Annotated in this window: 21 protein-coding genes and 3 pseudogenes; 13 read left to right on the top strand and 11 right to left on the bottom strand. The window is 66.3% G+C overall.

Annotated elements, in window-relative coordinates; all coding sequences use genetic code 11:
* Positions 1–127: 127 nt before the first annotated feature.
* From IRT45_RS31035 to IRT45_RS31020, 4 genes are all read left to right on the top strand, one after another.
* Positions 128–1,948 (top strand): UvrD-helicase domain-containing protein, encoded by a 1,821-nt coding sequence (locus IRT45_RS31035; RefSeq protein WP_309241230.1) that lies wholly within the window; start codon positions 128–130, stop codon positions 1,946–1,948.
* Between the two features lie 20 nt (positions 1,949–1,968).
* Positions 1,969–5,181: a helicase-related protein gene (locus tag IRT45_RS31030; protein ID WP_228535601.1), complete on the top strand. Its 3,213-nt coding sequence runs from the start codon at positions 1,969–1,971 to the stop codon at positions 5,179–5,181.
* Entirely contained in the window at positions 5,178–6,908 is a 1,731-nt protein-coding gene (gene drmB, locus IRT45_RS31025; RefSeq protein ID WP_194809358.1) for a DUF1998 domain-containing protein, read from the top strand. The genes IRT45_RS31030 and drmB overlap by 4 nt, the downstream gene beginning before the upstream one ends.
* 179 nt (positions 6,909–7,087) lie before the next feature.
* Positions 7,088–7,726, top strand: coding sequence for an HAD family hydrolase (locus IRT45_RS31020; RefSeq protein WP_194809357.1), 639 nt, complete (start codon positions 7,088–7,090; stop codon positions 7,724–7,726).
* Here the strand turns inward: IRT45_RS31020 and IRT45_RS31015 are convergent.
* The 3 genes and pseudogenes from IRT45_RS31015 to IRT45_RS38120 all read right to left on the bottom strand — a co-directional run.
* Complete coding sequence (locus IRT45_RS31015; RefSeq protein WP_194809356.1) at positions 7,694–8,386, bottom strand: hypothetical protein; 693 nt, start codon at positions 8,384–8,386, stop codon at positions 7,694–7,696. The two genes, IRT45_RS31020 and IRT45_RS31015, sit on opposite strands and share 33 nt — an antisense overlap.
* Positions 8,383–8,709 (bottom strand): hypothetical protein, encoded by a 327-nt coding sequence (locus IRT45_RS31010; RefSeq protein ID WP_228535599.1) that lies wholly within the window; start codon positions 8,707–8,709, stop codon positions 8,383–8,385. Before IRT45_RS31010 ends, IRT45_RS31015 begins: the two co-directional genes overlap by 4 nt.
* A 51-nt stretch (positions 8,710–8,760) precedes the next feature.
* Positions 8,761–8,838, bottom strand: a pseudogene (locus IRT45_RS38120) (hypothetical protein); the annotation flags it as partial.
* 378 nt (positions 8,839–9,216) lie between these two features.
* Between IRT45_RS38120 and IRT45_RS31005 the strand changes: the two are divergent.
* The gene (locus IRT45_RS31005) at positions 9,217–9,507 is read left to right on the top strand and encodes a hypothetical protein (protein WP_194809355.1); all 291 of its coding nucleotides are present in this window, start codon (positions 9,217–9,219) and stop codon (positions 9,505–9,507) included.
* A 383-nt stretch (positions 9,508–9,890) separates the two neighbouring features.
* Here the strand turns inward: IRT45_RS31005 and IRT45_RS31000 are convergent, their stop codons facing one another.
* A complete protein-coding gene (locus IRT45_RS31000; RefSeq protein ID WP_194809354.1) occupies positions 9,891–11,408 on the bottom strand; it encodes an HNH endonuclease signature motif containing protein in 1,518 nt (505 codons plus the stop codon).
* A 615-nt stretch (positions 11,409–12,023) separates the two neighbouring features.
* A pseudogene (locus tag IRT45_RS37265) lies at positions 12,024–12,620 on the bottom strand (LysE/ArgO family amino acid transporter); the annotation flags it as partial.
* Between the two features lie 82 nt (positions 12,621–12,702).
* Here IRT45_RS37265 and IRT45_RS30990 point away from each other — a divergent pair.
* On the top strand, positions 12,703–13,602 hold the full coding sequence (locus IRT45_RS30990; protein WP_194809370.1) for a LysR family transcriptional regulator ArgP: 900 nt from the start codon (positions 12,703–12,705) through the stop codon (positions 13,600–13,602).
* A gap of 58 nt (positions 13,603–13,660) precedes the next feature.
* Here the strand turns inward: IRT45_RS30990 and IRT45_RS30985 are convergent, their stop codons facing one another.
* Positions 13,661–14,341 carry a hypothetical protein gene (locus IRT45_RS30985; protein ID WP_228535597.1) on the bottom strand — a complete coding sequence of 227 codons (681 nt, stop codon included), beginning with the start codon at positions 14,339–14,341 and terminating at the stop codon, positions 13,661–13,663.
* 100 nt (positions 14,342–14,441) lie between these two features.
* On the opposite strand from IRT45_RS30985, the gene IRT45_RS30980 reads away from it, so the two are divergent.
* On the top strand, positions 14,442–15,188 hold the full coding sequence (locus tag IRT45_RS30980) for a TetR/AcrR family transcriptional regulator (protein WP_194809352.1): 747 nt from the start codon (positions 14,442–14,444) through the stop codon (positions 15,186–15,188).
* A 67-nt stretch (positions 15,189–15,255) separates the two neighbouring features.
* Here IRT45_RS30980 and IRT45_RS30975 read toward each other — a convergent pair whose 3' ends face one another.
* The 5 genes from IRT45_RS30975 to IRT45_RS30955 all read right to left on the bottom strand — a co-directional run bounded on the left by IRT45_RS30975 (position 15,256) and on the right by IRT45_RS30955 (position 18,086).
* Positions 15,256–15,585, bottom strand: a complete 330-nt coding sequence (locus IRT45_RS30975) for a hypothetical protein (protein ID WP_194809351.1) — start codon at positions 15,583–15,585, stop codon at positions 15,256–15,258.
* Positions 15,586–15,723: 138 nt separating this feature from the next.
* Entirely contained in the window at positions 15,724–15,999 is a 276-nt protein-coding gene (locus IRT45_RS30970; RefSeq protein ID WP_194809350.1) for a hypothetical protein, read from the bottom strand.
* Positions 16,000–16,211: 212 nt separating this feature from the next.
* Positions 16,212–16,859, bottom strand: a complete 648-nt coding sequence (locus tag IRT45_RS30965; RefSeq protein ID WP_194809349.1) for a dihydrofolate reductase family protein — start codon at positions 16,857–16,859, stop codon at positions 16,212–16,214.
* Between the two features lie 80 nt (positions 16,860–16,939).
* Complete coding sequence (locus IRT45_RS30960) at positions 16,940–17,500, bottom strand: carboxymuconolactone decarboxylase family protein (protein WP_194809348.1); 561 nt, start codon at positions 17,498–17,500, stop codon at positions 16,940–16,942.
* 94 nt (positions 17,501–17,594) lie between these two features.
* Positions 17,595–18,086 carry a MarR family winged helix-turn-helix transcriptional regulator gene (locus tag IRT45_RS30955; RefSeq protein ID WP_194809347.1) on the bottom strand — a complete coding sequence of 164 codons (492 nt, stop codon included), beginning with the start codon at positions 18,084–18,086 and terminating at the stop codon, positions 17,595–17,597.
* Positions 18,087–18,235: 149 nt separating this feature from the next.
* Between IRT45_RS30955 and IRT45_RS30950 the strand changes: the two genes are divergently transcribed.
* The 6 genes and pseudogenes from IRT45_RS30950 to IRT45_RS30925 all read left to right on the top strand — a co-directional run.
* Positions 18,236–19,267: a sugar ABC transporter substrate-binding protein gene (locus IRT45_RS30950; protein WP_228535595.1), complete on the top strand. Its 1,032-nt coding sequence runs from the start codon at positions 18,236–18,238 to the stop codon at positions 19,265–19,267.
* A 13-nt stretch (positions 19,268–19,280) separates the two neighbouring features.
* Positions 19,281–20,330 (top strand): ABC transporter permease, encoded by a 1,050-nt coding sequence (locus tag IRT45_RS30945; RefSeq protein ID WP_194809346.1) that lies wholly within the window; start codon positions 19,281–19,283, stop codon positions 20,328–20,330.
* Complete coding sequence (locus tag IRT45_RS30940) at positions 20,327–21,145, top strand: ATP-binding cassette domain-containing protein (RefSeq protein WP_194809345.1); 819 nt, start codon at positions 20,327–20,329, stop codon at positions 21,143–21,145. Before IRT45_RS30945 ends, IRT45_RS30940 begins: the two co-directional genes overlap by 4 nt.
* Positions 21,146–21,242: 97 nt before the next feature.
* Positions 21,243–21,479 carry a cold shock domain-containing protein gene (locus IRT45_RS30935; protein ID WP_194809344.1) on the top strand — a complete coding sequence of 79 codons (237 nt, stop codon included), beginning with the start codon at positions 21,243–21,245 and terminating at the stop codon, positions 21,477–21,479.
* 547 nt (positions 21,480–22,026) lie between these two features.
* Positions 22,027–22,230, top strand: a complete 204-nt coding sequence (locus IRT45_RS30930; protein ID WP_025351824.1) for a cold-shock protein — start codon at positions 22,027–22,029, stop codon at positions 22,228–22,230.
* Between the two features lie 235 nt (positions 22,231–22,465).
* A pseudogene (locus IRT45_RS30925) lies at positions 22,466–22,868 on the top strand (phosphoglycerate dehydrogenase); the annotation flags it as partial.

The following is a 22,868-nucleotide window of genomic DNA, read 5'->3' as shown; positions in this document are numbered from 1 at the left end:
TTCTGTCGGTGCGTAGGAGAACATATGTGGAATCCGGCGACGAAGGATCGACGGTCGACCTCGGCGGCGTGAGATGCGGCTACACGACCGAGTCCATCTCCCGATCGATCGAGGTGATGGAGACGTCGTGGTGAATGCGCCGTTGGAGCTCGACGATGCTCAGCGGGAGGTCGTCGAGTCCCCTGGTGACCGGCGACTCCTCGTGATCGCGGGAGCCGGACAGGGCAAGACAGAGGTGGTGGCCGCGCGGATCGGTCACCTTGTCGAGGAGGAGTACCTCTCCGCGTCGACGGAGATCCTGGTGCTGAGCTTCTCGCGGGCGGCGGTGACCGCCGTCCGGACGCGTCTCGACCTACGGGAAGTGGCAGCGGCGAACGTACGCACGTTCGACTCCTTCGCGGGTCAAATCCTGATCGGCGCGGACGTGGAACCGGCGGGGAATTTTGAGGCGCGCATCCGACAGGCCACCAAGATCCTGGAGAAAGCGGAGGAGACGCCGTTCGAGGTCGAGGACCTCCGTCATGTCGTGATCGACGAGGTGCAGGACCTCGTCGGCGACCGCGCGGACTTCGTGCTCGCGATCTTGCGCAGGCTGGATCCCGATGCAGGGCTCACGGTGCTCGGGGACCCGCTCCAGGGAATCTACGACTTTCAGTTGGCGGAGTCGCAGAGCAAGACCTCTTCGAGCGACGTCTTCGCCGCATTGAAGGACGAGTTCGGTACCGCGACGCTGAGCTTGGGTCGGAACTACCGCGCACGGGGAAAGCAACCGAAAAAGGTCGTCGAGCTGGGGGACCGGCTACGTGGCCTGACTGATGCGCATGAAGCTCAGCGCGTGCTCGACGAGTTCGTCGAGGACCTGCCACTGTTCGAGGACATCGAAGAATGGGCGGACATGCTCCGTTTCAAGGGCGTGCGCACGGCGGTGCTGTGTACGACGAACGGTGAGGTCCTCCGAGTGTCGAAGTACCTGAACAACAACGGAATCGCGCATGCCGTCCGGCGTCGCGCGCAGGACTTCGGTGCCGCGCGGTGGATCGCACAGGCACTCGGGCCTCTCGACGGTCCGGACGTCCGACGGTCGGAAGCCGAGGAGGCGTTGGAGCAGGTGCTCGGCAAGGAGATCGGCGAGGACGCCTGGTACCTGCTGAAGTCTGCCGAGAACTCACGGCGCTCCACCGGCGACGCCCTCAACATCTCGCGCATCAGGAACCTGGTCACGTCGGGCACCGTTCCCCTGACCTTGACCGAGCCCGATTTGAGCAACGTCATCGTCTCGACCGTCCATCGAGCGAAGGGACTCGAGTTCGACCGAGTGTTCATCGTTGATCGGTCATATGAACGAGACGATGAGGACGCGTGGGCGTCGGTGCGTGCACAGTACGTTGCCTTGAGCAGGGCGCGGGAAAAGATCTTCCTCTGCGAACTGCCGCGCACGTATGCGGTCTACAAGGAGATGCACTGGCTTCCTGGCCGGCTCCTTGAACGCGTGCCGAATCGGAATCCGAAGACGAAACGGACGCGGGCCGTCGAGTTCCAGTACACGGACGTCGCAGTGGACTTCCCGGCTTATGTCGAGGGATTCGATGCGATGACCGTCCAGGAAACGCTCGGTGCGGACGACCTCGTCGGTGCCCGGGTGTTGGCGAGCCTGGACACCGAGCAGTCGACCTCCGAGCTGCCTTCGTATCTCCTCACGACCGAGGACGGACGATCGGTCGGGCGCACCAGCGACTCGTTCAACGAAGCTTTCGTGAAAGCGTTCGGTCTGCGCGGTGGGTCGTGGCCTGCGATCCTGTCGGGAATGTCGTTGGTATCGGTGGAGACCGTGGGCGGAGACCCCCGTAAGTCGCGGGACGCCGACGTGGGTTCGTGTGGGCTCTGGCTCGCACCCCGAATTGTCGGTCTGGCACAGCCGGATTGGTCGATCATGGAGGAGATCTCGTGAACTCTGCTCAGGGGGCGTCGTTGGACGAGAAGTACCGCTTCAGGAACGAGATGGTCGAAGAGCTGGCCCGAGACGTGGTGGGCCCGGGCGACGGAGAACACGAGATCATTTCCGAAGCGCCACTCGATCGCTACATCATCGGCACACTGTGGCCGGGTGATGGCCTGCAGCAGGAGACCCCAGAACCCGACGGTGCCGACGCCGAAGACTCGTCTGCGTCGGATGACAGCCCGGTCGCACAGGCGTTGATGCGGTACCCATCCTCGGTGGGCTTGACGTTCTCCGTCCGGCTCGCGGACGCGAGCGAGGTCTCGGTCCTGGTCGCAGGCGCGAGCTACGTGGTCGTCGACGCCGACGGTGAGCCGATGGAAAACACCAAGAAGAGAGGCCGTTCCAGCGACTGGCGGCGCGTTCCGTTGAACCTGAAGCCGGTGAAGGTGTCCGTCGTGCAGCCGGGAGTGCGCAGTCCGGGTGAGATCGCCGACGGTCTCGAGTTGTACGTGTATGTGCGGCCGCCGCGTGATGGGGTCACCACCGTGTCGATGGCGCTGCGGAACACGCGTGTGCCGGTGAAAGGCGAGCTCCGGGACGACAAGGCGTGGTTCCAGGTGGGGCTCACCGTCTCGACTGCGGTGCCGGCGATCGTCGACCGCTCCGGGCACGTGAACGTCGGACGCGACGAAGACCTCGACACATCGGCGTTGCTGTATCGGAACAAGCGGACGTTCGCGATCGGGCACGGGTGCGCCGTGGACTGGGACACGAGCACCTACTCGGAGGCCGTGGATCGCGTCGCGACGACATTCCTCCCGACGTTGGAGGTCGCCCGCGCCCGCCCGGGTCTCCTGGACGAGTCGGTCGACCTGCGGATGTCTTTCCTGGCGACCGCGACGGACACGGAGGTCGTCGCGAGCCTGCGGGGGTTGACGACGCGCTACCGCGAGTGGATCGAACAGCTTGCGAGCGGCCTGGATTCAGGTGAAGCCGATGTGCGCGACGCCCTGCTCGGCACCGCTCGGCGCCATATCGAGTACGCCCGGACTGCCGCGGGCCGGATCGAATCCGGGATCGACCTGCTGGAGTCGGACCCGATCAGCATGCGCGCATTCCGGCTGGCGAACCAGGCGATGCAGCTACAACGCGCACGCCAGGACTGGGTCCGCAGCGGCGGGAAGGGTGAGGTGGGCGATGGGGTGGGGGACCGTTGGTACCCCTTCCAGATCGCCTACATCCTGCTGAACCTCCCTGGGCTGGTCGACCGGCATCATCCGGACCGCGAGATCGCGGACCTGCTGTGGTTCCCGACAGGTGGTGGCAAGACGGAGGCGTATCTGGGCCTTGTCGCGTTCTCCATCCTGCACCGACGACTGCTCGATCCCGAGGCGCAGGGCGTCGGCGTGATCATGCGGTACACCCTGCGGCTGTTGACGATTCAGCAGTTCGAGCGGGCGACGATGTTGATGTGCTCCCTCGAGACGGTGCGCACGGGCGACTCCGGCATCGGGAGTCGGCCGTTTTCGATCGGGCTGTGGGTGGGACAGGGCGGCACCCCGAACACGCTTGCGGAGGCTCGCAAGTCGCTCCGTGATCTGGCGTCGGGCCGCGAGCTTCAGTCGAAGAACCCGGTCCAGCTGACACAGTGTCCGTGGTGCGGCGCGATGATGGACCACGCCAACTATCGGGTTGTGAGGTCTCCGGAGGAGCAGCTTCAGATCCGTTGCGGCACGGCCGACTGCGACTTCAAGGATGGTCTGCCGGTCCATGTCGTCGACGAGGACGTCTATCGGGCGCGACCGGAACTCATTCTCGGTACCGTCGACAAGTTCGCGGCGATGGCTTGGCGGGAGGACGTCCGCAAGCTTTTCGCTCGTGACGGGATCGGACACCCGCCGAACCTGATCATCCAGGACGAACTGCACCTGATCTCGGGCCCGCTCGGTTCGATGGTTGGGCTGTACGAGACCGCAGTCGACGCCGCATGCTCGTCAGACCCGCTCGAAGAAGTAGCGGATCGCGGCCGGCCCAAGGTGATCGCGTCGACGGCGACGATCCGGCGGGCGGAGAAGCAGATCCGATCGGTGTTCGCACGCAGCGCGGCACAGTTCCCACCGCCTGGGATCAACCCCGACGAGTCGTTCTTCGCTGAGCCTGCACCGCCCGAGACGCAGGGCACCCGCCAATACGTAGGCGTCATGTCGCCGGGGTCGAGCCACGCGACCCTGCTGGTGCGCGTCTACGCGGCTCTTCTACAGGCGGCGAAGGACATCGACGGCGATGACGACACGCGGGACCCCTACTGGACACTGCTCGGCTACTTCAACAGCCTACGGGTCCTCGGCAGTGCGAATCTGCAGGTCGAGGGCGACGTACGTGAACGGCTGCAGGTAGTGGCCAACAGGAAGGGCACGGAGACGAGAAAGCTCGAACCGGTCAATGAGCTGACCAGCCGCGTCCCGTCATCGGAGATTCCCGAACGCCTCAAGAAGCTCGAAGTGGCGCTGTCGACGGGGAAACCGGACGACGTGGTGCTGGCCACGAACATGATCTCGGTAGGTGTCGATATCGACCGGCTCGGTCTCATGGCCGTGATGGGACAGCCGCAGTCGAGCTCCGAATATATTCAGGCGACCAGCCGCGTGGGCCGTAAGTTCCCCGGTCTCGTGGTCACGATCTTCAATGCCGCCCGTTCCCGAGACCGCTCGCACTACGAGAGCTTCGTCCCGTATCACCAGGCGCTGTACCGGGCGGTCGAAGCTACTAGCGCGACGCCGTTCGCGGCCAGGGCGCGCGACCGCGGGTTGCACGGGGTGCTGGTCTCGCTCGCACGGTTGCTCGTACCGGAGCTCGCTCCGGACACCGCCGCGTATCTCGCCGCCGACAACTGGGACGACCTGTGTAAGGTCGCCGACATCATCGGCGAGCGGGCGAAGGCGGTGCTTACGAACCCGGCGGTTCCTTTGGATGAGGATGCCGAGCAGGAGCGCGAGGGCACGGTCGAGCAGGTGCACGAGTTGTTGGACGTGTGGTCGGAGGCGGGTGAGGCGCGGCCGAACATGCGGTACAGCAACGCGAAGAACCTCGAAGCCTCGTTGCTCGTCGATCCGTCGGTCGCGTTGACCGACGAGGACATCGAGTACTCCCAGCAGGACGTTCCTTGGCCAACGATGATGAGCATGCGTGAGGTCGACGCCGAGAGTGGGCTCTACGCGATTCCAATGAAGAGGAAGCGATGACGACCGGAGCGAAGGCCCGCAGGGGTCAACTTCTCAGCACCTACGGGATCGGCGGGCTCTTCCCGTCGGAGACGACGAGCTACATGATCGTGGGCCTCGACTACTGGAACGAGCAGCGCGCGAACACCGTCAGCGAGCCGCGCCTAGCCCGTTCGCTGCGCGTTGCCGAGTTGAAGGTGCCGCCGGCAGGCACGCCGCGGGACGTCCCGGTCATCCGATTCCCGGTGACCCAGGTGTGTCCCTCGTGCCGCCGGATCGGCTCGCTGTATGACCTAGCGAAGGACTGGAACGTCGCGAAGTGTGCGCAGTGCAAGGAGAAGTCGCTGCTCTCGCCGTTCAGGCTCATCACCGCCTGCACGAAGGGGCACATCGATGAATTCCCCTACTACCGTTGGCTCCACAAGGGCACTGTGGCACCGGCCGCGACCAAGCACGCGATGAAGCTGCAGTCGCGCGGCCGCACATCCTCGCTCGCAGACCTGGTGCTCGAGTGCAGCTGTGGGGTGAGCCCGAAGTCGTTGGACGGTGCGGTGGCGCCGAAGGCATTGGCCGAGTTCGGGACCTGTCAGGGCGCACGCCCGTGGTTGGGGCCCGACGCGACGGAAGACTGTTCGCTGGTTCCGCGAGTGTTGCAGCGCGGTGCGTCGAACGTCTGGTTCCCCGCAGTGCGCTCGGCGATCTCGATCCCGCCGTACTCGGAGGCGCTGGCGAAGTTCGTCGATCGACACTGGGAGCTCCTGGGAGACCCGGAGGCCTACACGGCCAAGATGCTCGAGAACCTCGCGAAGAAGTCGAAAGGACGGTTCTCCGTCGAGAACATCACCCGCGAGATCGAGCGGCGTCGTGAGACCGAGGAGGCGTCCGACCTCGGCGAGGAGGCCCTGCGCCGTGACGAGTTCGCCGCTTTGATCTCCGGTCAGGAGGAGACTGGGATCGACTCAGACTTCGTCTGTCTGCCGATGGCGAAGGACGCATCGGTACCGGGACTGATCACCGAGATCCGCAAGGTCACCCGGCTGCGCGAGGTCCGGGCGCTCTTCGGGTTCTCTCGACTGGATGGGGCGCGCGAACCGGGATCCGAGGGACTCTGCACTTTGTCCGCTGACAGCCGGAACTGGCTTCCCGCAATCGAAGTGATCGGTGAGGGAGTCTTCCTCGCACTCGATCGGCACAAGCTGGCGGACTGGGCGAAGCAGCCCTTCGCCGCAGGCCGACGATGTTCGCTGCAGGCCGCGGCGGATCGTCGTGCCGAGGTCTTCGGCCGCAGCGAGGCGCCAGCCGTCGACATCGTCCAGGTGGCGGTCCACACCCTCGCACACGTTCTGATCGACCAGCTCTCGTTGGATGCGGGGTACCCCGCATCGGCGCTGCGCGAGCGGCTCTACGTCGATGACGACATGGCGGGCATCCTCGTCTACACGGCGAGTTCGGACTCGGCCGGCAGCCTCGGGGGCGTGGCCTCGCAGGCCTCGCCCGAGACGTTCGCGACCATGCTGCGCGAGGGGCTGGTCCGCTTGTCGTGGTGCTCCTCCGACCCGGTGTGCATCGAGTCGAAGGCCTCGGGGGCCGACGCGTTGAACCTCGCCGCGTGTCACGCATGTGTGCTGGTGCCGGAGACCTCGTGCGAGCTGAACAACACGTACCTCGACCGCGCATTGCTGTTCGGGACGCACCAACAGGATGAGGAGTTCGCAGGACTCTTCAGCGCGTTCGTCGCACAGTCGTGAATAATGCGCCGGGGTAGATGCCGGGCCGGATCGGCTCGCCCCCCACTGTCCTCGGAGCGGATGCTCTAGGTCGACAGTGCACCGGATCCGCCGCGACGCAGTCGATCTCGAGGAGTGCACCAGGCCCTTCCGCGGATCTGAGCGGGTCTGTCGGCAGCCCACCGTCAGGAGGTTGGAACTTGATTCGCGCGGTCGTTTTCGACGTCGGCGAGACCCTGATCGACGACACCTGCGAGTTTGGGGCTTGGGCCGACTGGATCGGGGTTCCGCGCCATACCTTTTCGGCCGTGCTCGGGGCGCTGACGGCTGCCGGCCGCAACAATGCCGAGACGTTTGAGTACTTCCGACCGGGGTTCGATCTCGATCGTGAGCGGCGACTTCGTGAGCCAGCTGGGTGTGCGGAGCGTATCGGGGAGCGGGATCTTTATCCCGACGTGCGACCTGCGTTGTCGGTCTTGCAGAAGCGTGGGATTTGGGTGGGTATCGCCGGCAATCAGACGGCGCGGGCGGCCGAGTTGCTTCGCGCGCTCGATCTTCCCTGTGACGCGATAGCGACCTCGGGGGAGTGGGGAATTGCGAAGCCGGACTCTTCGTTCTTTGACCGCGTTGCCGAGTTTGCGCCCGGCCGCCGGGACGAGATCCTGTACGTGGGTGATCACCGAGACAACGATCTGATCCCGGCTCGTCGTGCCGGCCTGCGGTGTGCCCTGATCCGGCGCGGGCCGTGGGGATATCTGTGGGCAGACGACGTCATTGCGGCGGAGGAGGCCGACTGGGTTGTCGGCTCACTCACCGAGTTGGTGGAAGCGATCGGCTAAACACTTAGGCGCGCAAGTATTTCCTTCACGCGCGGATGACAGTTGGTGTGTTGGGGCGCGATGGACCGGGCAGCCTGGATTGATTGCATGGCGCCGTCCCGATCTCCAGCTTGCATGCGTGCCCGTGCGAGGTCGATGTGAAAGTGCGAGCGACGCTCGGCGGGGATTTCGTCGGGTGGCGTTTTCAGCGGCTGTGAGCGCCCCACCGATGTCACCAAGTTCGACGCCGAGGGAGATCTGGTGAATGCGGACGGACGAGCGGCCGAATGCTGTACCCAAATAGGTCGATTCCGGGACCATTTGCGCTGCGCGTGTTGCTTCCACGATGTGGTCCTGGGCCGTGTCTGCGTGGAACTCGCAGCCGGCGACGACAGCGGCGCGCATGTGTAGCGAGCCGTAGGTTGCGGCCGCGCGGAACGATTGGGACGGGTCGATTCGATCTGCTGCACGTTCGAGTAGCTTCCGCCCGGTCGCGAGGTCCATGTTGTTGAAGAAGAGTTCGGTGCGGACGTAGGCGGTCGTCGCGGCGAGCAGCGGGTCGTCGCTGTCCCGCGCGGTGGTCTCCATCATGCCGATGATGCGGGCGGACAGATCCGCGAATCCATACTTGTCCGCGATCGCGTCGGCCGCCCGGTAAGCCTGGACGAGAAGGCTATTCATATCAATTCGGAGTAGTCCGCAGACAGGCGGGCTCGATGTAGTTCGTCCAGCAGGGACGGGAGCTCGATGGCGAGGCGGAGGTAGTTCGAATCGAGGCGATCGCGGACTGTCGACGTCACAGCCGCGTGCAGCAGATCGAGCGAACGGATCGGTCCATCGGGCGGGGCGTCCTGAGTGTCGAGGGCCTTCCGTAGATCAGGAAGGCGGATCTGTACTGCTTTTGCCGCAGTGTCTATCGCACCGGCTACAGGCGGACGGGTCAGCAGCGCGTCGTGGAAGCGAGCGGCTTGGTTGTGGTCGAGACGCCGAAAGACGGTGTCCATGGCTTCTGCGAACTGCCGAACGAGAGTGATTGTCTCTCCACGGCTTTCCCATTTCCGGACGGCAGCTTCACTGAAGCCCAGCCGCTCGGCGAATTCGCGCTGAGTAATCCGCAGCGCCTCGGTACGCAGGGCGCGTACCTCCCGTCTTCGTCACGCTCATTGCGATCCCCCTCGCTTGGCTCGACGGTCCGTACCTGCAGCGTAGCGGCGTCGTAGCGGTTCCATGCCTTCGGTTGGTGGCGTTTCTCCGTGAAGCTCGAATCGGCCCCGCCGCCGGGTCGATGTCCGGATATCTGTGACGCCATCCACGACCGGCGGTGATCCTCGGCGGCGGGTGCTTACCAACGAAAACCGAAGGAGCCGAATGTATCTCATTGTGACGATCGGGAGCCCGGTATGACGCTGCCTACCGCTTATGTGGCGTCGGGTGAGCTGCCGAAGGGGCCGCCTCGGGCGCTCGGGTATATCGACCGGACGTTGCCGGGGTGGCCGGCGAATGAGCAGCGGGTGCTCGCACATGCGGTGAAGTTGGGGTACTCGTTGGTGCGGGTGGTGTTTCGGACGGCTGGGGATATCGATGATCCGATCATGCGGCTGCTCGATCGGATCGGTGGGTACAACGTTGCGGCGGTTTTGGTTCCGAGTGTGGAGCATCTCGGGGAGCGGCTTCGGATTGTCTGCGCGGCATGCGATGTGGAGCCGGTTGAGCCGGAGGTTACCTATGCGCGGGCGCGGCCCACGATTTCGTCGGAGCCGGCCTCTGCTTCGCGTGATTCGCGGGTCGAGCCCGGTGATTGAGATGTCGGTGTTGATCGTCTCGGTTGTGACGGTTGTCGGTGTGGCCTCGTTGGCGGTTGCCGGGGTTTCCTGCGCTTGGCCGGATGTCGGGGGCGGTCGGAGGTTCGGTGAAGCCACTTGTCCCACTGTGAAAGCCGTTGTGCGTCCTGACATCCTGTGGTTCTCGTTGACGCACGCCGCTCGGTCGCCGGTGCCGACGGTGGTGGAGGCGCACGAGGATATGCAGCTGCACTTGGAATGTGATCCCACTTTGTGCGCCGCGAAGGCGGTGGCGATGAGGACCCTGGTGGCTGCCGGGCGGGTGCGGCCGGACCGATCCCGGCGGTTGTGAGTGTCAGCGACCTGCTTCGCGCACGGCAGTTTCCCCGGCCGGTGGTCGGGGGTCAGGCCGCGCTGGTGTCGGGTGGTCGCGAGCGCGATTGCAGCCAACGCTGGTGTTGTTCGCGATCGTGTCGGCGGCGTTGCTCCCGTTCGCGTTCGTCGCGCAGGTGGATGCGCGTGAGTATCGCGGCCAGTAGTTCGTCGGGGTGGTGACGGTGGTTGATCCGCGGCGTCCGGCTGGGGTCGATGTGTTCGGGGGCGATCCATGCGGTTCGACCCGGGAACGGGGAAAGCTCGTCCTGTGCAATGGTTTTCCAGCCACCCGGACCGTCGTGGATCAACGAGTGGCAGGCGTCGCAGGCCAGGACGAGGTTGGTGATGTCGGTAGGGCCGCCTTTGGCGTAGTCGCGGATGTGGTGGGCGGCGCAGAGGCCGGCGGGGGCGTCGCATCCGGGGCGGGAGCAGCCGCGGAGGGCGGCGATCAGTGCCAGGCGCTGGGTTGGGGAGGCGAGTCGTTTCATGCGGCCGAGGTGCAGGGGGAGTCCGGCGTGGTCGAAGATCGCCAGATAGGGGCGGGATCGTTCGGCCAGGCGCAGCGCTTCGCGGATCGGGACGATGCCGCCGGTGGCTGTGGTCGCGGCGCCCGAATCTTTTTCCAGGTCTTCGAGTTTCATCGTCAGCACGGTGGTCACCGGCATGCCGCGGTGGCGGCCGAGGTCTGCGGCGATCAGGCCGGAGCGCAGGATGGCGGTGAGTGCGTCGTGGTTGCGCTGGGCGGTGCTGCGGTGATCGGCTCGGGCTGCCTCGGCCAGCGCCGCCGGGTCGGCGGTGTCGATGTCGACGGCAGGGCTGTTCGGGTCGTCCGGGTTGCAGACGCCGGGGCGTGCGTACTTGGCCAGCAGTGGGTCCAGTAGGGCGCGCAGCACCGGGTCGATGTCGCCGCGTACGGGGGACATGCCGTCCGGGCGTTGCCGGCCTACGACGATGCCTCGCATTCGGGCGCGGTCCTGCTCGGTGGTGAGGCGGCCGTCGGGATCCAGGTAGGCCAGGATTCGGTCGCCGACCTTGCCGATGTCGTCCGGTGAGCCGGACCGTGCGAACTCCGCCAGCAGTTGTTCGGCGGCTTCGCGATCCGCGTCGGCTACGCCTCGCGGCACTCGGTTCATGACCTGCGCGATCCCGCGGACGTGGTCGGCGGAAATCTCGCCGTGGGCCAAAGCGGCTGCGGTGCGGGGCAATTGCGGGTCGCGGAGCTCGCCGTCGAGATCGTGGAACGTTCCTACCCAGCGCGCCGAATTCACGCGGCTGCCCGCGTCGGCGCTCGAGATGCGCAGTGTCTCCATCAGGAACCGCTTGACCGTCTTCGCGCCGGTGCGTGACGGCAGGGATCGCTCCTCGGCCTCGATCAGCAGTCGATGCTGCATCGCGGTTAGTCGGCGCGTGCAACTCTCCACATCCCGCATGGCTTCTGTCAGTTGCTCATCCGACAGCGGTGTCAGCGATCGTTCGAACAGCTCGGCGACCGCGGCGAGCAGCGGTCCCGCAACCTGCTCCGCGTCCTCCCCGGCGTTCGAATGCATGTTCGAATTCTATCAAGAATGAGGGGTGGTGTGCACCCCTTCGACCTGTTCGAACCCGGAAACTCCTCCTGAACAAATGACCGAAAGGAATTGTGTCCCAGAAGATTTCACCCGCGCAGACCGGGACAAGCCCGGGTGTTGAGCAAACCCGGCCGAGTGCGACGTTGCTCAGAGCGGAATCGCGCGGCAGTCGTTACCGCAACCGCCATCGCCGAATTCCTGCCCGGGCGCGAGGACACGGTGCAGGATCGCTCGCGTGGGGGCGATGACGAGCCGGTCGTTTTCCAGCGTGCCGAGACCGTCCACGATCAACGAGTAACCCGTCGGTTCGCGCGGCGCCCACACCAGACTGACCGCCGGGCGGGCCGCGACGTTGTCCCGGGTATGGCTGCCGGGCGCGGTCACGTGCAGGCGACCGGAGTGCGGGACCGGGTGCACCGGGACGATGCGCGGAAGGGAATTGTCGCCGATGCTGATGAGGTGGGCGAGGTCGTAGTCGGCGATCACCCGCGCGAGCTCATCCGATTTCACCTCGGAATTCATGTATCGAGCGTACTGCGGCACAAGTAGCGCACCGCTCGGCGAAGCGAGGCCCGTTCCTCGAGCAAGCTGCATCATCAGCACCACCCCCAGCACGAACATCGTCGCCGCCACGAAGACGTCGAGCACTCGCCACGCCGCGGGCAGCGCCAGGACCGGCGCGAGCAGCCGAGCCCCGTATCCCAGTCCGGCGAACCACACCCCGCTCGCGACCATCGCGCCGACGCCGAAGGCCCAGCGCAGCGATCCGTGGCCGGCGGCGACCGAGCCGAGCAGCAGTACGGTGTCGAGGTAGACGTGGGGGTTGAGCCAGGTCATCGCCAGGCAGACCAGGATCGCGGTGCGGAGGGACGCGGTGGCGTCGCCGGTGGTCGCGAGGGCGGCGGTGGCGGGGCGCAGTGCGCGGCGGGCCGCGACGGCGCCGCAGCCGATCAGAAAGCAGCCACCGGCGAGTCCGACGACGGTCAGGGCGGCGGGATAGGTACTGACCAGCGCGCCGAGTCCGCCGACACCGCACATGATCAGAATGGCGTCGGAGCCGACGCAGATGGCGACCACCGCCGCAACGGCTTGCCTGCGTGCGCCTTGGCGCAGCACGAAGGCGTTCTGCGCGCCGATCGCGACGATCAGGGATAAGCCGGCGCCGAATCCGGCGAGAGCCGCCGAGAAGATACCGCTGTGCACCGCGGCCGACGGTATGGGTCTTGACAAGATCAGTACAGCTAAACTTCCTTACCTATCATTAGCAATCGTGATGTCCGAGCTTCCGGTTGATCAAGTCCGCACGCTGCTCGCCGTCGTGGACGAGGGCACATTCGACGCCGCCGCGGCCGCGATGCATCTGACGCCCTCGGCGGTGAGCCAGCGCATCAAGGCACTCGAACAGCGCACCGGCCGCGTGCTGCTGATGCGCACGAAACCGGTGCGGCCCACCGAATCCGGCCGAGCGGTCGTACGTTTCGCGCGGCAACTGGCCGCGTTGCAGGAGGCGGCGCAACGAGAGCTGGGAATCGCCGGCGATTCCGAGCCCACCACGCTGTCGATCGCGGTCAACGCCGATTCGCTGGCGACCTGGTTTCTGCCCGCGCTGTCGCGGGTGCCGCAGGATCCGCCGGTCTGCTTCGACCTGCATCGTGAGGACGAATCCCACACCGCCGCACTGCTGCGGGAGGGCACGGTGATGGCGGCGGTGACGTCGCTGGCCGAGCCGGTGACCGGATGTACCGCACGGCTGCTGGGTCTGGCGCGGTACCTGCCGGTCGCGAGTCCGGAATTCGTCGAGCGTCATTTCGCGGCCGGACCTCTGGAACGGTCGCTTTCCGACGCGCCGGTGATCGTCTTCGATCGCCGGGACGAATTGCAGGATCGCTATGTCCGCACTGTCACCTCCGGTAAGGCAGGTGCGAGCCGGCTCCGCCATTACGTACCCACCTCGGAAGGTTTCCGCGACACCATCGTCGCCGGGCTCGGGTGGGGGCTGGTGCCCGAAACGCACGCCGACCCACTGCTGCGGACGGGCGCGTTGCGGAATTTCGCGCCGGAGCAGTGGGTCGATGTGCCGCTCTACTGGCAGCAGTGGAAGTTGGATGTACCGGCCCTCGCGCTCGTCGCGCAGACGATCGGTGTTGCGGCGGCCGACTATCTCCGGCAGTGAAAAAGCGTCTCCCGCAGCGTATATCGATGTAGAGCCGATCCGGGTGTATCGGCGGTCGTCAGTCGATCAACTGGGGTGTCATCGCTCGGGGACTGCCGGGAACCGCTCGCGGCGACGCTGAGGTTAGCAGCGCGATTCCCGCCGCGAGCAACCAGATGATCGTGAAACCGGAAACCGTTGCGGTAGTGCCCCATCCGTTCGCCGCGTAGAAGTTCGCCGGAGTGTTCCCGAAGAACATCGACGGTGCGAACGCCACGTTCACCACCGCCAGGACCGCCGCCGAGCGCCCCGCCCACGCGGGCAGAATCCGCGTCCGCAGGATCGTGACAGCGGCCGTGGTCATGAACAGGGCGGTCAGGAGCCGGCTGACCGTTCCGTACAGCACATAGGTGCCGGACACGGTGACAGTGGGATCGATCGGCTCCGGCGCCTGGATCGTGGCGCCGATCTCGAGGCCCATGGAGACGAAAGCGACTGTGGCCCACATCAAACCGGCGGTCGAGGCCAGTGAACCGAGCCATTCGTAGCGTCGGTCCGCGGCCTTCACCAGCTGCCCGAAGGCCGACATGAACACCACCACCCCGAGGAGTCCGGCAAGGCCGATCAGGCCTCGGGTCAGGATGTTCCAGTCCGGGGGCGGGCCCTCGTAGACGAAGTAGAGCGGCAGTTCGACGAGCATGAGCGCGGCGCCGCAGACCGCGGCGATACCCGCGGTGCGGCGGAGGGTTTCGGTGTGCACGGATCGTCCTTCCGATCGGCGACAGTAAGTATATGCCTTATACTATATCGACCATACTAAACTCCCGGAGCAAGAATTGTCGACGACGGGATGTGTGCTGATGACCGATCGGGAGGTACCCGACCATCTGGCCCGGCTCTGGCGGTTGCCGGTGGACGCCAAACTGGGCCGTCCGGCCGCACTCGATGTCGATCGGGTGGTCACGACGGCGGTCGAGCTGGCCGACCGCGACGGCCTCGCCGCCGCGACACTGCCGAAAATCGCTGCGGCTCTCGGTGTTACGCCGATGTCGCTCTATCGTCACATCGGATCGAAGGACGAACTACTGGTCCTGATGTCCGATGCCGGCATGGGTGCGCCACCCGAATTGCCCAGCGGCTCATGGCGTTCGATGCTGCGCGCCTGGGCACTCGCACAACTCGACGTACATCGCGCCCGCCCCTGGCTGACCCAGTTGCCGGTCACCGGGCCGCCGAGTGGGCCGAATACCGTGGCCTGGATGGACGCGGGGCTGCGCGCAGTGCGGGAAACGTCCCTGGACTGGCCGGCGAAGGTCGAAGTCATCATGGTGGTCAGCGGATACGTCCGTGAGGCGTTCGTCACCGCCCGCCAACTCGAACACGCCATGGCGGCAGCCGAACTCGACCCCGCCGGCGCCCTGCACGACTACAGCCGTCATCTGCGTGCGCTGGTGGATCGAGAGCGGCTGCCGGATATGGCCGCACTGCTGGCCTCGGGACTGTTCGACGCCATCGAACCCGCCGAGGCGGAACCCGACTCGGACTTCGCTTTCGGCCTCGACCTGATCCTCGACGGCGTGGCGGCGACGATAGCCGCGGCCGGTTGAGCGCCCGTCGCTACCGACGACAAGCGGCCCGGTGCCGTGGAGGCGCCGGGCCGTGAGCAGCGTCGGATCAGCTGCTGCCGAACCAGCCCGGAGGAACGACCTGGCGGAAACCGTTCCAGCCGTTGCCGTGCCGGTCCCACGGGTTGCAGTCGTTGCCGCGGTGGTGGCGATCCCAGTCGCCGCGGTGGTCCCAGCCTCCGCGCCGGTCCCAGTCGCCGCGGCCGTCCCACGGGCCGTGCCCGTGACCCGGGTGCGCGATGTCGGTGGCCGCCGGGGCGCTCACCACGTCGGCCTGGGCCGGAATGGCAAGCGCGGCAAGCGGCGCCGCGACGATGGCGCCGGCGACGGCGATGCGCGCCGCCGTGCGCTTGGTGCGATGTTCGGTTCTGGCAATCACGGTGAATCCTTCCAATCAGTTACACCGAACGCAGTCTCTCGCGAATCGGACACCGCGTCACGGGTGGCGGCACGAGGTTCAGGGCCGAATCGGCCGCGGGGATGACGGGAACTCGGGGTTGCCCCTGAGTCCTGCGAGTCAGCTGCTGCCGAACCACCCCGGCGGGTAAACGGGCCTATACCAGGAGTAGTACGGCCGATACCACGAATTCCAGCCGTACAGGTAGTCCAGCGGTATCGGATCGAACGGTGTCACTTCCGGGTAGTACCAGCCGACCGAACTCGGCTCGCTCGCCGGCGCCTGCGCCGAACCTTGCCCGGCGGTCGCGGTGACCATCCCGATCAGGATCAGTCCCGCTATCGCCGTCCTCGCCAGGATTCGGCGTACCCGGACGGATGCGGCAGTCGCGAACACGACCAGCCCCTTTCAACTCGCCTGTCCCGCAACCCTCGCCGATTTCGGCGCGAACGTCACGGCCGCGATACGCCCAGGGCTGAGAAGAGGCTCAGCTCACATCCCGCGCCTCGCCGTCCGGATTCGCGGGATCGATATGCGAGCTGCGGTGACAGTCATGCCGCCACGCTAAGAGCTCGAGTGCGGTTGAGGTCAAACGCCGCTCCGTCCGGTCAGGCGGCCACTTTCGAGAGGTGAATATGGGTGACGTTGTCGCCCGGACGGGCGGGGGCAACGGCGTAGCCGGGAAGGGCGCCGAGGTCGTCGTAGAGGCGCTCGCCCGTGCCGAGAAGGGTGGGGACGAGGGCCAAGTGGAGGTCGTCGACGAGGCCGGCGCGGAGGAAGCGGCGGACGGTCGCGGCTCCGCCGCCGAGGCGGACGTCCTTGCCGCCGGCGGCGGAGAAGGCTTGTTCGAGAACATTGTCGGAAGTGCCGTCGACGAAATGAAAGGTGGTGCCGCCGTCCATCTCGAGCGACGGGCGCGGGTGGTGGGTGAGCACGAAGACCGGGTGGTGGTAGGGCGGGTTGGAGCCCCACCAGCCGGTCCAGAAATGGTCGGGCCATTCCCCGCGCACGGGCCCGAACATGTTGCGGCCCATGATGGTCGCGCCGATATTGGTTTCACCGGCGGCGAGGTATTCGTCGTCGATGCCGGTGCTGCCGCCGTCCTGGCCGATCATCCGCCGGCCGAAGCGGGTGGCGAAAACCCATTCGTGCAGGCGCTCACCGCCGACACCGAGCGGATGATCGGGACCTTGGCCGGGACCCGCGACGTACCCGTCCAGCGAGATCGAGAAATTGTGGACGCGGAGACGGGGCATGGCGGGTCCTCTCACGGAGTGCTTGCTTTTTGCAATTGCTCAGCACACTAACAATGGTGCTTTCGAATTGCAATCAGTTGTCACGTCGTGTGCTGCCCCGCCGACCAGGCGAATGCGGTCAGGGTGGGATCCAACGGCGCCGCGGTGAGTCGATTGCCCAGTGTGGACAGCGTGTAGGTGCCGATGCCCAGCACCACCTCGAGGGCCTGTTCGGGGGTGTAGCCGTGGGACAGGAAATCGCTCGCACGCTCGTCGGGGACGTTGCCGGCGGTTTCGACGACGGTGAGGGTGAATTCCTGGAGTGCGGCCAGGCGGCGGTCGGGGAGGGGGCGCTGGTCACGCAATGCGGCGACCAGTTCCGGGTCGGCGCCGATCGCGGTCAGCTTCGCGGTGTGCATGGCGACGCACAGGTGGCATTCGTTGCGTGTGGCGATCGTCATGACCAGTACTTCGCGCGACAGTTCGTCGAGTGTGCCGCCTTCGAACAGGCCGTTGAGTTTCATGAATCCGTCGAGCAGTCGTGGTGACGTCGCCAATTTTCCCACCGCGGCGGGGAGGTAGCCGAAGTGCGCGGCGGTCGCGGTCATCGTGCGACGGGCCGCGGCGGGTGCGGAGTCGGGGGTGTGAGTGGGGAAATGCATGGGGCGATCCGTTCGAGGTAGACAACCAAGTTGTCTAAACAGTAAATCTGGTTGTCGAATAGGGCAAGCCTCGGGATCGCTGGGACGGAGCGGGTCAGCCTCCGAACCATCCTGCGACATCGAGCCGGAACGATTCCGGCGGGACCATCGTGCGCAACGCGGACTCCATATCCCGCACGCGCTGGGCGCCGAGCTCCTTTACCCAGCGGCGTCGCAGTCGCTCGAAGATTTCGGCCGACTGCCGGAGCGCGTCGATCCCGCGCGGGGTCAGGCAGACGATCTTGCGACGGGCGTCCTCGGGATCCTCGACGCGTTCGGCATAACCCAGCGCGGTCAGCCGCTCGACCGTCTTACCCGCCGCCTGTTTGGATACGCCCAGCTTGCGGCCGATATCGCTGGCCGTCGCGCCCTGCATACCGATCGCCTGCATCGCGAATCCGTGGGCCGGGCGCATGTCGGGATGTCCCTGCTGCGCCAGTTCGGCGTGCAATTCGTCGATGAGCGAGCGGAACCCCGCGAACAGCAGCAACGGCAGCTCGAATCCGGGGCTGTCGATCGGGGCCCTCCCGCGCTTTCCGACAACCATGTTGACGAGGGTAGTCCAGCAGCGGAGACGGATACGCCGGCGCCGCCCGTGGGCGCGTGTCAGCGGTCGCGGCCGGTCGGGTGGTGTTCAATACACCTGGAGTGCTCGGAAACGGGCACGCCTTGTTCTGTCGAATGCCCGGAGGCGCGATGACCACACGGCCACACCGGATTCTCGACCAACCTCGCGCGCCGCGACGTCGTCGCGGCATCGTGCCTCGGCTCGCGCCGTGGCTGGCTCTCACCGCGATGCTGGCGGCGTGCAGTGGTCCCGGCGCCGACGTTACCGAATCACACGCTCCCGCAACGGTTTCGACCGCTCCGCTGGGCTCGGTCGCCGTGGTCACGCACGGCAGCCCGGGCGACGCGTTCTGGAATGTGGTGAAGAACGGTGCCGAGGCGGCCGGGAAGGATCTGGGAATCCGGGTCGACTACAACTCGTCGGGCGACCCGGGGGAGCAGGCCAAGCTGGTGGACAACGCGGTCGCCCAGCATGTGGACGGCCTCGTCGTCTCGATGGCCAATCCGCAAGCGCTGCGCCCGTCCATCGAGCACGCCGTCGCGGCGGGAATTCCGGTCGTCACGATCAATTCCGGTGAAGCCGACAGTGTGGCCGCCGGCGCGATCGGGCACGTCGGGCAGAGTGAGCGCCAGGCCGGGGCGGCTGCCGGCAAGCGCCTGCGCGATGCCGGCAAGACCAGGATGCTCTGCGTCATTCACGAGGCCGGCAATATCGGCGCCAACGACCGCTGCGCCGGCGCGATCGACGGATTCGGCGGCAACGCCACCACCCTGCAGGTCGACATCAACAATCCGGCCGATGCGCAGTCGCGGATCAAGGGAGCCCTCGAGGCCGATCGCTCGATCGACGCCGTGCTGACCCTCAATTCGCAGATCGCCGCCCGCGCCGTCGACGGGGTCCGCGAATCCCACTCCCGCGCCGCCGTCGCCACCTTCGACCTCAATTCCGATGTGGTGGACGCGATTCGGGCCGGGACCCTGCTCTTCGCGGTCGATCAACAACAGTACGAACAGGGATATCTGCCGGTGGTGATGCTCCAGCTGTATCGGCGCAATCTCAACACGGTCGGTGGCGGGATGCCGGTGCAGACCGGGCCGGCCTTCGTGGACAAGAACAACGTCGACGCCATCGCCGCCCTGGTGGCGCAGGGCACGCGCTGAGCAGGGAGCTGTCATGACCGACACCGCAACGGTTTCCGAATCCACCGCACCCGCCGCGATCAAGCCGTCTCTACTCAACCGGCTGATCGTCCGGCCCGAGATCGGCGCCGGTCTGGGCGCGCTGATGGTTTTCGTCTTCTTCGCCGTGATCACCGATCGGTTCCTCAGTCCCCTCGGCGTGGCCACCTGGCTCGACGACGCCTCGACACTCGGCATCATGGCCGTCGCGGTGGCACTACTGATGATCGGCGGCGAATTCGACCTGTCCGCGGGCGTGATGACCGCGTCGACGGCGTTGGTGACCGCCATGCTCGCGGTGCACGCGGGATGGAACGTGTGGTTCGCGCTGGGTGTCTCGCTGCTCTTCGCCCTCGCGGTCGGCGCGCTGAACGGATGGGTGGTCATGCGAACGGGCCTGCCCAGCTTCATCGTCACCCTGGGCACGTTCCTGGCTCTGCAAGGTCTCAACCTCGGCGTCACCCGGCTGGTCACGGGAACCGTGCAGGTGTCGGGCATCCGGTCGGCGCCCGGATACGCCTCGGCCGGCTGGGTTTTCGCGGCGACGACGAATCTCGGTGACGCCCGCATCCAGGCCTCGGTGCTGTGGTGGATCGCGGTCACCGCGGTGGCGACGCTCGTGCTGGTGCGCACCCGCTTCGGCAACTGGATCTACGCGGTCGGCGGTTCGCTGCCCAGCGCTCGTGCGGTCGGCGTACCGGCGGCGCGGACCAAGATCCTGCTGTTCATGGGCACCGCCTTCGCGGGCTGGATCGTCGGCTCGTGCAATCTGCTGCGGTTCGCGAGCGTGCAGGCGAATCAGGGTGTGGGACTGGAATTTCAGTACATCATCGCCGCGGTCGTCGGTGGCTGCCTGCTCACCGGCGGATTCGGATCGGTGCTGGGCGCGGCCATCGGCGCGCTGATCTTCGGCATGGCCCGGCAGGGAATCGTGTTCGCACGCTGGGACAGCGACTGGTTCATGCTGTTCCTCGGTGTACTGCTGCTCGCCGCGGTACTGGTCAACAACGCCTTCGCCAAGCGCGCGGAAAGGTTGCGCCGATGACTACGGAGCACAGCGAAGCCGCTCGGCCCGCCTCCGCGCCGCTGATCGAAACGGTCGGCATCGGAAAGAGCTACGGCGGCGTCGTCGCCCTCGCCGACATCTCGATGGTCGTCCGGGCAGGGGAGGTCACCTGCGTGCTCGGCGACAACGGCGCCGGGAAGTCGACGCTGATCAAGATTCTCGCCGGCGTTCACCGCCACGACACCGGTGAGCTGCGCATCGACGGTGAACCGACCCGGTTCTCCTCGCCACGCGAGGCGTTGGACCTCGGCATCGCCACCGTCTACCAGGACCTGGCGGTCGTGCCGCTGATGAGCGTGTGGCGCAATTTCGTCCTCGGTTCGGAACCGACCAGGGGCGCCGGACCCCTTCGTCTGCTGGACCGTGCGACCGCGCGCGACATCACGCGGACGGCGTTGTCGGACATGGGAATCGAGATTCGCGATCTGGAACAGCCCGTCGGCACGCTGTCGGGTGGGCAGCGCCAATGTGTCGCGATCGCCCGCGCGGTCCACTACGGCGCGAAGGTCCTCATTCTCGACGAACCGACCGCCGCGCTCGGCGTCAAGCAGTCCGGCGTGGTGCTGCGCTACGTCGCGCAGGCCCGGGATCGCGGTCTCGGAGTCGTGCTGATCACGCACAACCCGCATCACGCGTACCCCGTCGGCGACCGATTCCTGCTGCTGCGGCGGGGCCGCGCACTCGGCGGCTACGACAAGTCGCAGATCGATCTTCCCGAACTCACCCGGCAGATGGCCGGCGGCGCGGAACTGGAAGCGCTGCAACATGAATTGCGTCGTCCGCCGGCCGAGTGAGCGCCGGTGGGCGAGACGGCCGCCAGCGGTGGACGGACGGTGGGGGTCCGGTTACCCTCTGCCTGGCCCGACGTCGAGAAGTGAGTGAGAAGCGTAGTTGCACGGCACGGTGAAGTGGTTCGACAGTGAGAAAGGCTTCGGTTTCATAATTCCGGATGGCGGCGGAGCCGAAGTTTTCGTCGAATACACCGAGGTTCACGGCGACGGTTTCCGGCGATTGGTCCAGGGCCAGCGGGTCCAGTTCGACGTACGCCATACCAAGGCGGGCCCGGAAGCCGAGGGCGTCCGAATCGAGCCGATGCGCCGACTGTGGCCCGACCCACACAAACTGTGACCTGTCGGGCAGATCACTTTTCCGGAAATCGGGTTAACGCGCCTTTATGGGCCCTCGATATGTTGATCGTCAGTTTGTACGACTGAATTGAAACAACGAAGAGGTATTTATGATCCCCGTTATCATCGACACCGGTAGTGCTGCTGTGAACGGCCTGTTCGACACCCTGGGTGCGGCCTTCCACGGCCTGGTCAACACCCTGTGGACCGGCTCTTTCAGTGGCTGATCACTGATTTCGGTCGCTCGACGCGACCTCGGGTCGACCCCGGACCGTGGTGTCCGGGGTCGACCCATTTCTCTGGCCGAACGGCCCCGCTCACACGATTCCGGGCGCCCGCGGCGGCGCGACGAGCGGCGGCGTCCGCGCTATCACGGGACAATCACGGCGAGCACCGCTCGAAAAGCGATATTTCCGGTTCGGGCGCGGTTTCCAGCCTGCGGGAGGACCGCTGTGGTGGCGCGAGGGCGCGGTCCGTGGCAGGCTTGAACATCGAGACCGGCCCGATCGTGAAGTTGGTCGGTTCGGCTCGTCTACAGAAGGTATGAAATGGCGCAAGGCGTAGTGAAGTGGTTCAACAGCGAGAAGGGCTTCGGGTTCATCGCTCAGGATGACGGTGGTCCCGATGTGTTCGTGCACTACTCGGCTGTGAGCGGTAGTGGATTCCGGTCCCTCGACGAGGGGCAGCGCGTGGAGTTCGAGATCGGGCAGGGCCAGAAGGGTCCGCAGGCTCAGAACGTCAGCGTTATCTGATCGAGTCCGCTGACTGCGCGCCACTTTACGTAGCGTGAACTGTCCGCGACTTACAGTGGGGCCCCGCATCTTTCGAGATGCGGGGCCCTTCCGCGTCCGGGCCCGCATGTGGTGCGGCGGAGGTCCGGACTCGGTGTGAGGGCGCCTGCCTACCGGGCGGTACACCGGCGCCGAAGCGCGACCATTAAGCTGATCCGCGGTAAATGCCGACCTCTTTCCCCAGGAGTGCCCCACAGTGAGCCAAAATGGCCGTCCTGTTGTTCTGATCGCCGACAAGCTCGCCCAGTCGACCGTCGATGCGCTCGGTGACGGTGTCGAGGTTCGCTGGGTCGACGGCCCCAATCGACCCGAGCTGCTGGCCGCCGTGCCCGAGGCCGACGCGCTGCTGGTCCGTTCGGCCACCACCGTCGACGCCGAGGTGCTCGAGGCCGGTAAGAACCTCAAGATCGTCGCCCGCGCCGGCGTCGGCCTCGACAACGTCGACGTGCCCGCGGCCACCGAGCGCGGTGTCATGGTCGTCAACGCGCCGACCTCCAACATCCACACCGCCGCCGAGCATGCCGTCACCCTGCTGCTCTCGGCCGCCCGCCAGATCCCGGCCGCCGACGCCACCCTGCGCGAGCACACCTGGCAGCGCA

Origin of the sequence: Nocardia sp. BSTN01, from assembly GCF_015354405.1 — a bacterium.
In the GTDB taxonomy this organism is placed as follows: domain Bacteria; phylum Actinomycetota; class Actinomycetes; order Mycobacteriales; family Mycobacteriaceae; genus Nocardia.
This window is presented reverse-complemented; position numbering and strand designations above follow the sequence as displayed.

Excerpts from the sequence above, each read along its gene's own strand:
- drmB (WP_194809358.1), top strand. The coding sequence starts at position 5,178 with ATGACGACCGGAGCGAAGGCCCGCAGGGGTCAACTTCTCAGCACCTAC.
- IRT45_RS31015 (WP_194809356.1), bottom strand. The coding sequence starts at position 8,386 with ATGAATAGCCTTCTCGTCCAGGCTTACCGGGCGGCCGACGCGATCGCG.
- IRT45_RS31010 (WP_228535599.1), bottom strand. The coding sequence starts at position 8,709 with ATGGACACCGTCTTTCGGCGTCTCGACCACAACCAAGCCGCTCGCTTC.
- IRT45_RS31000 (WP_194809354.1), bottom strand. The coding sequence starts at position 11,408 with ATGCATTCGAACGCCGGGGAGGACGCGGAGCAGGTTGCGGGACCGCTG.
- IRT45_RS30990 (WP_194809370.1), top strand. The coding sequence starts at position 12,703 with ATGTCCGAGCTTCCGGTTGATCAAGTCCGCACGCTGCTCGCCGTCGTG.
- IRT45_RS30980 (WP_194809352.1), top strand. The coding sequence starts at position 14,442 with ATGACCGATCGGGAGGTACCCGACCATCTGGCCCGGCTCTGGCGGTTG.
- IRT45_RS30965 (WP_194809349.1), bottom strand. The coding sequence starts at position 16,859 with ATGCCCCGTCTCCGCGTCCACAATTTCTCGATCTCGCTGGACGGGTAC.
- IRT45_RS30960 (WP_194809348.1), bottom strand. The coding sequence starts at position 17,500 with ATGCATTTCCCCACTCACACCCCCGACTCCGCACCCGCCGCGGCCCGT.
- IRT45_RS30955 (WP_194809347.1), bottom strand. The coding sequence starts at position 18,086 with ATGGTTGTCGGAAAGCGCGGGAGGGCCCCGATCGACAGCCCCGGATTC.
- IRT45_RS30950 (WP_228535595.1), top strand. The coding sequence starts at position 18,236 with ATGACCACACGGCCACACCGGATTCTCGACCAACCTCGCGCGCCGCGA.
- IRT45_RS30945 (WP_194809346.1), top strand. The coding sequence starts at position 19,281 with ATGACCGACACCGCAACGGTTTCCGAATCCACCGCACCCGCCGCGATC.
- IRT45_RS30940 (WP_194809345.1), top strand. The coding sequence starts at position 20,327 with ATGACTACGGAGCACAGCGAAGCCGCTCGGCCCGCCTCCGCGCCGCTG.
- IRT45_RS30930 (WP_025351824.1), top strand. The coding sequence starts at position 22,027 with ATGGCGCAAGGCGTAGTGAAGTGGTTCAACAGCGAGAAGGGCTTCGGG.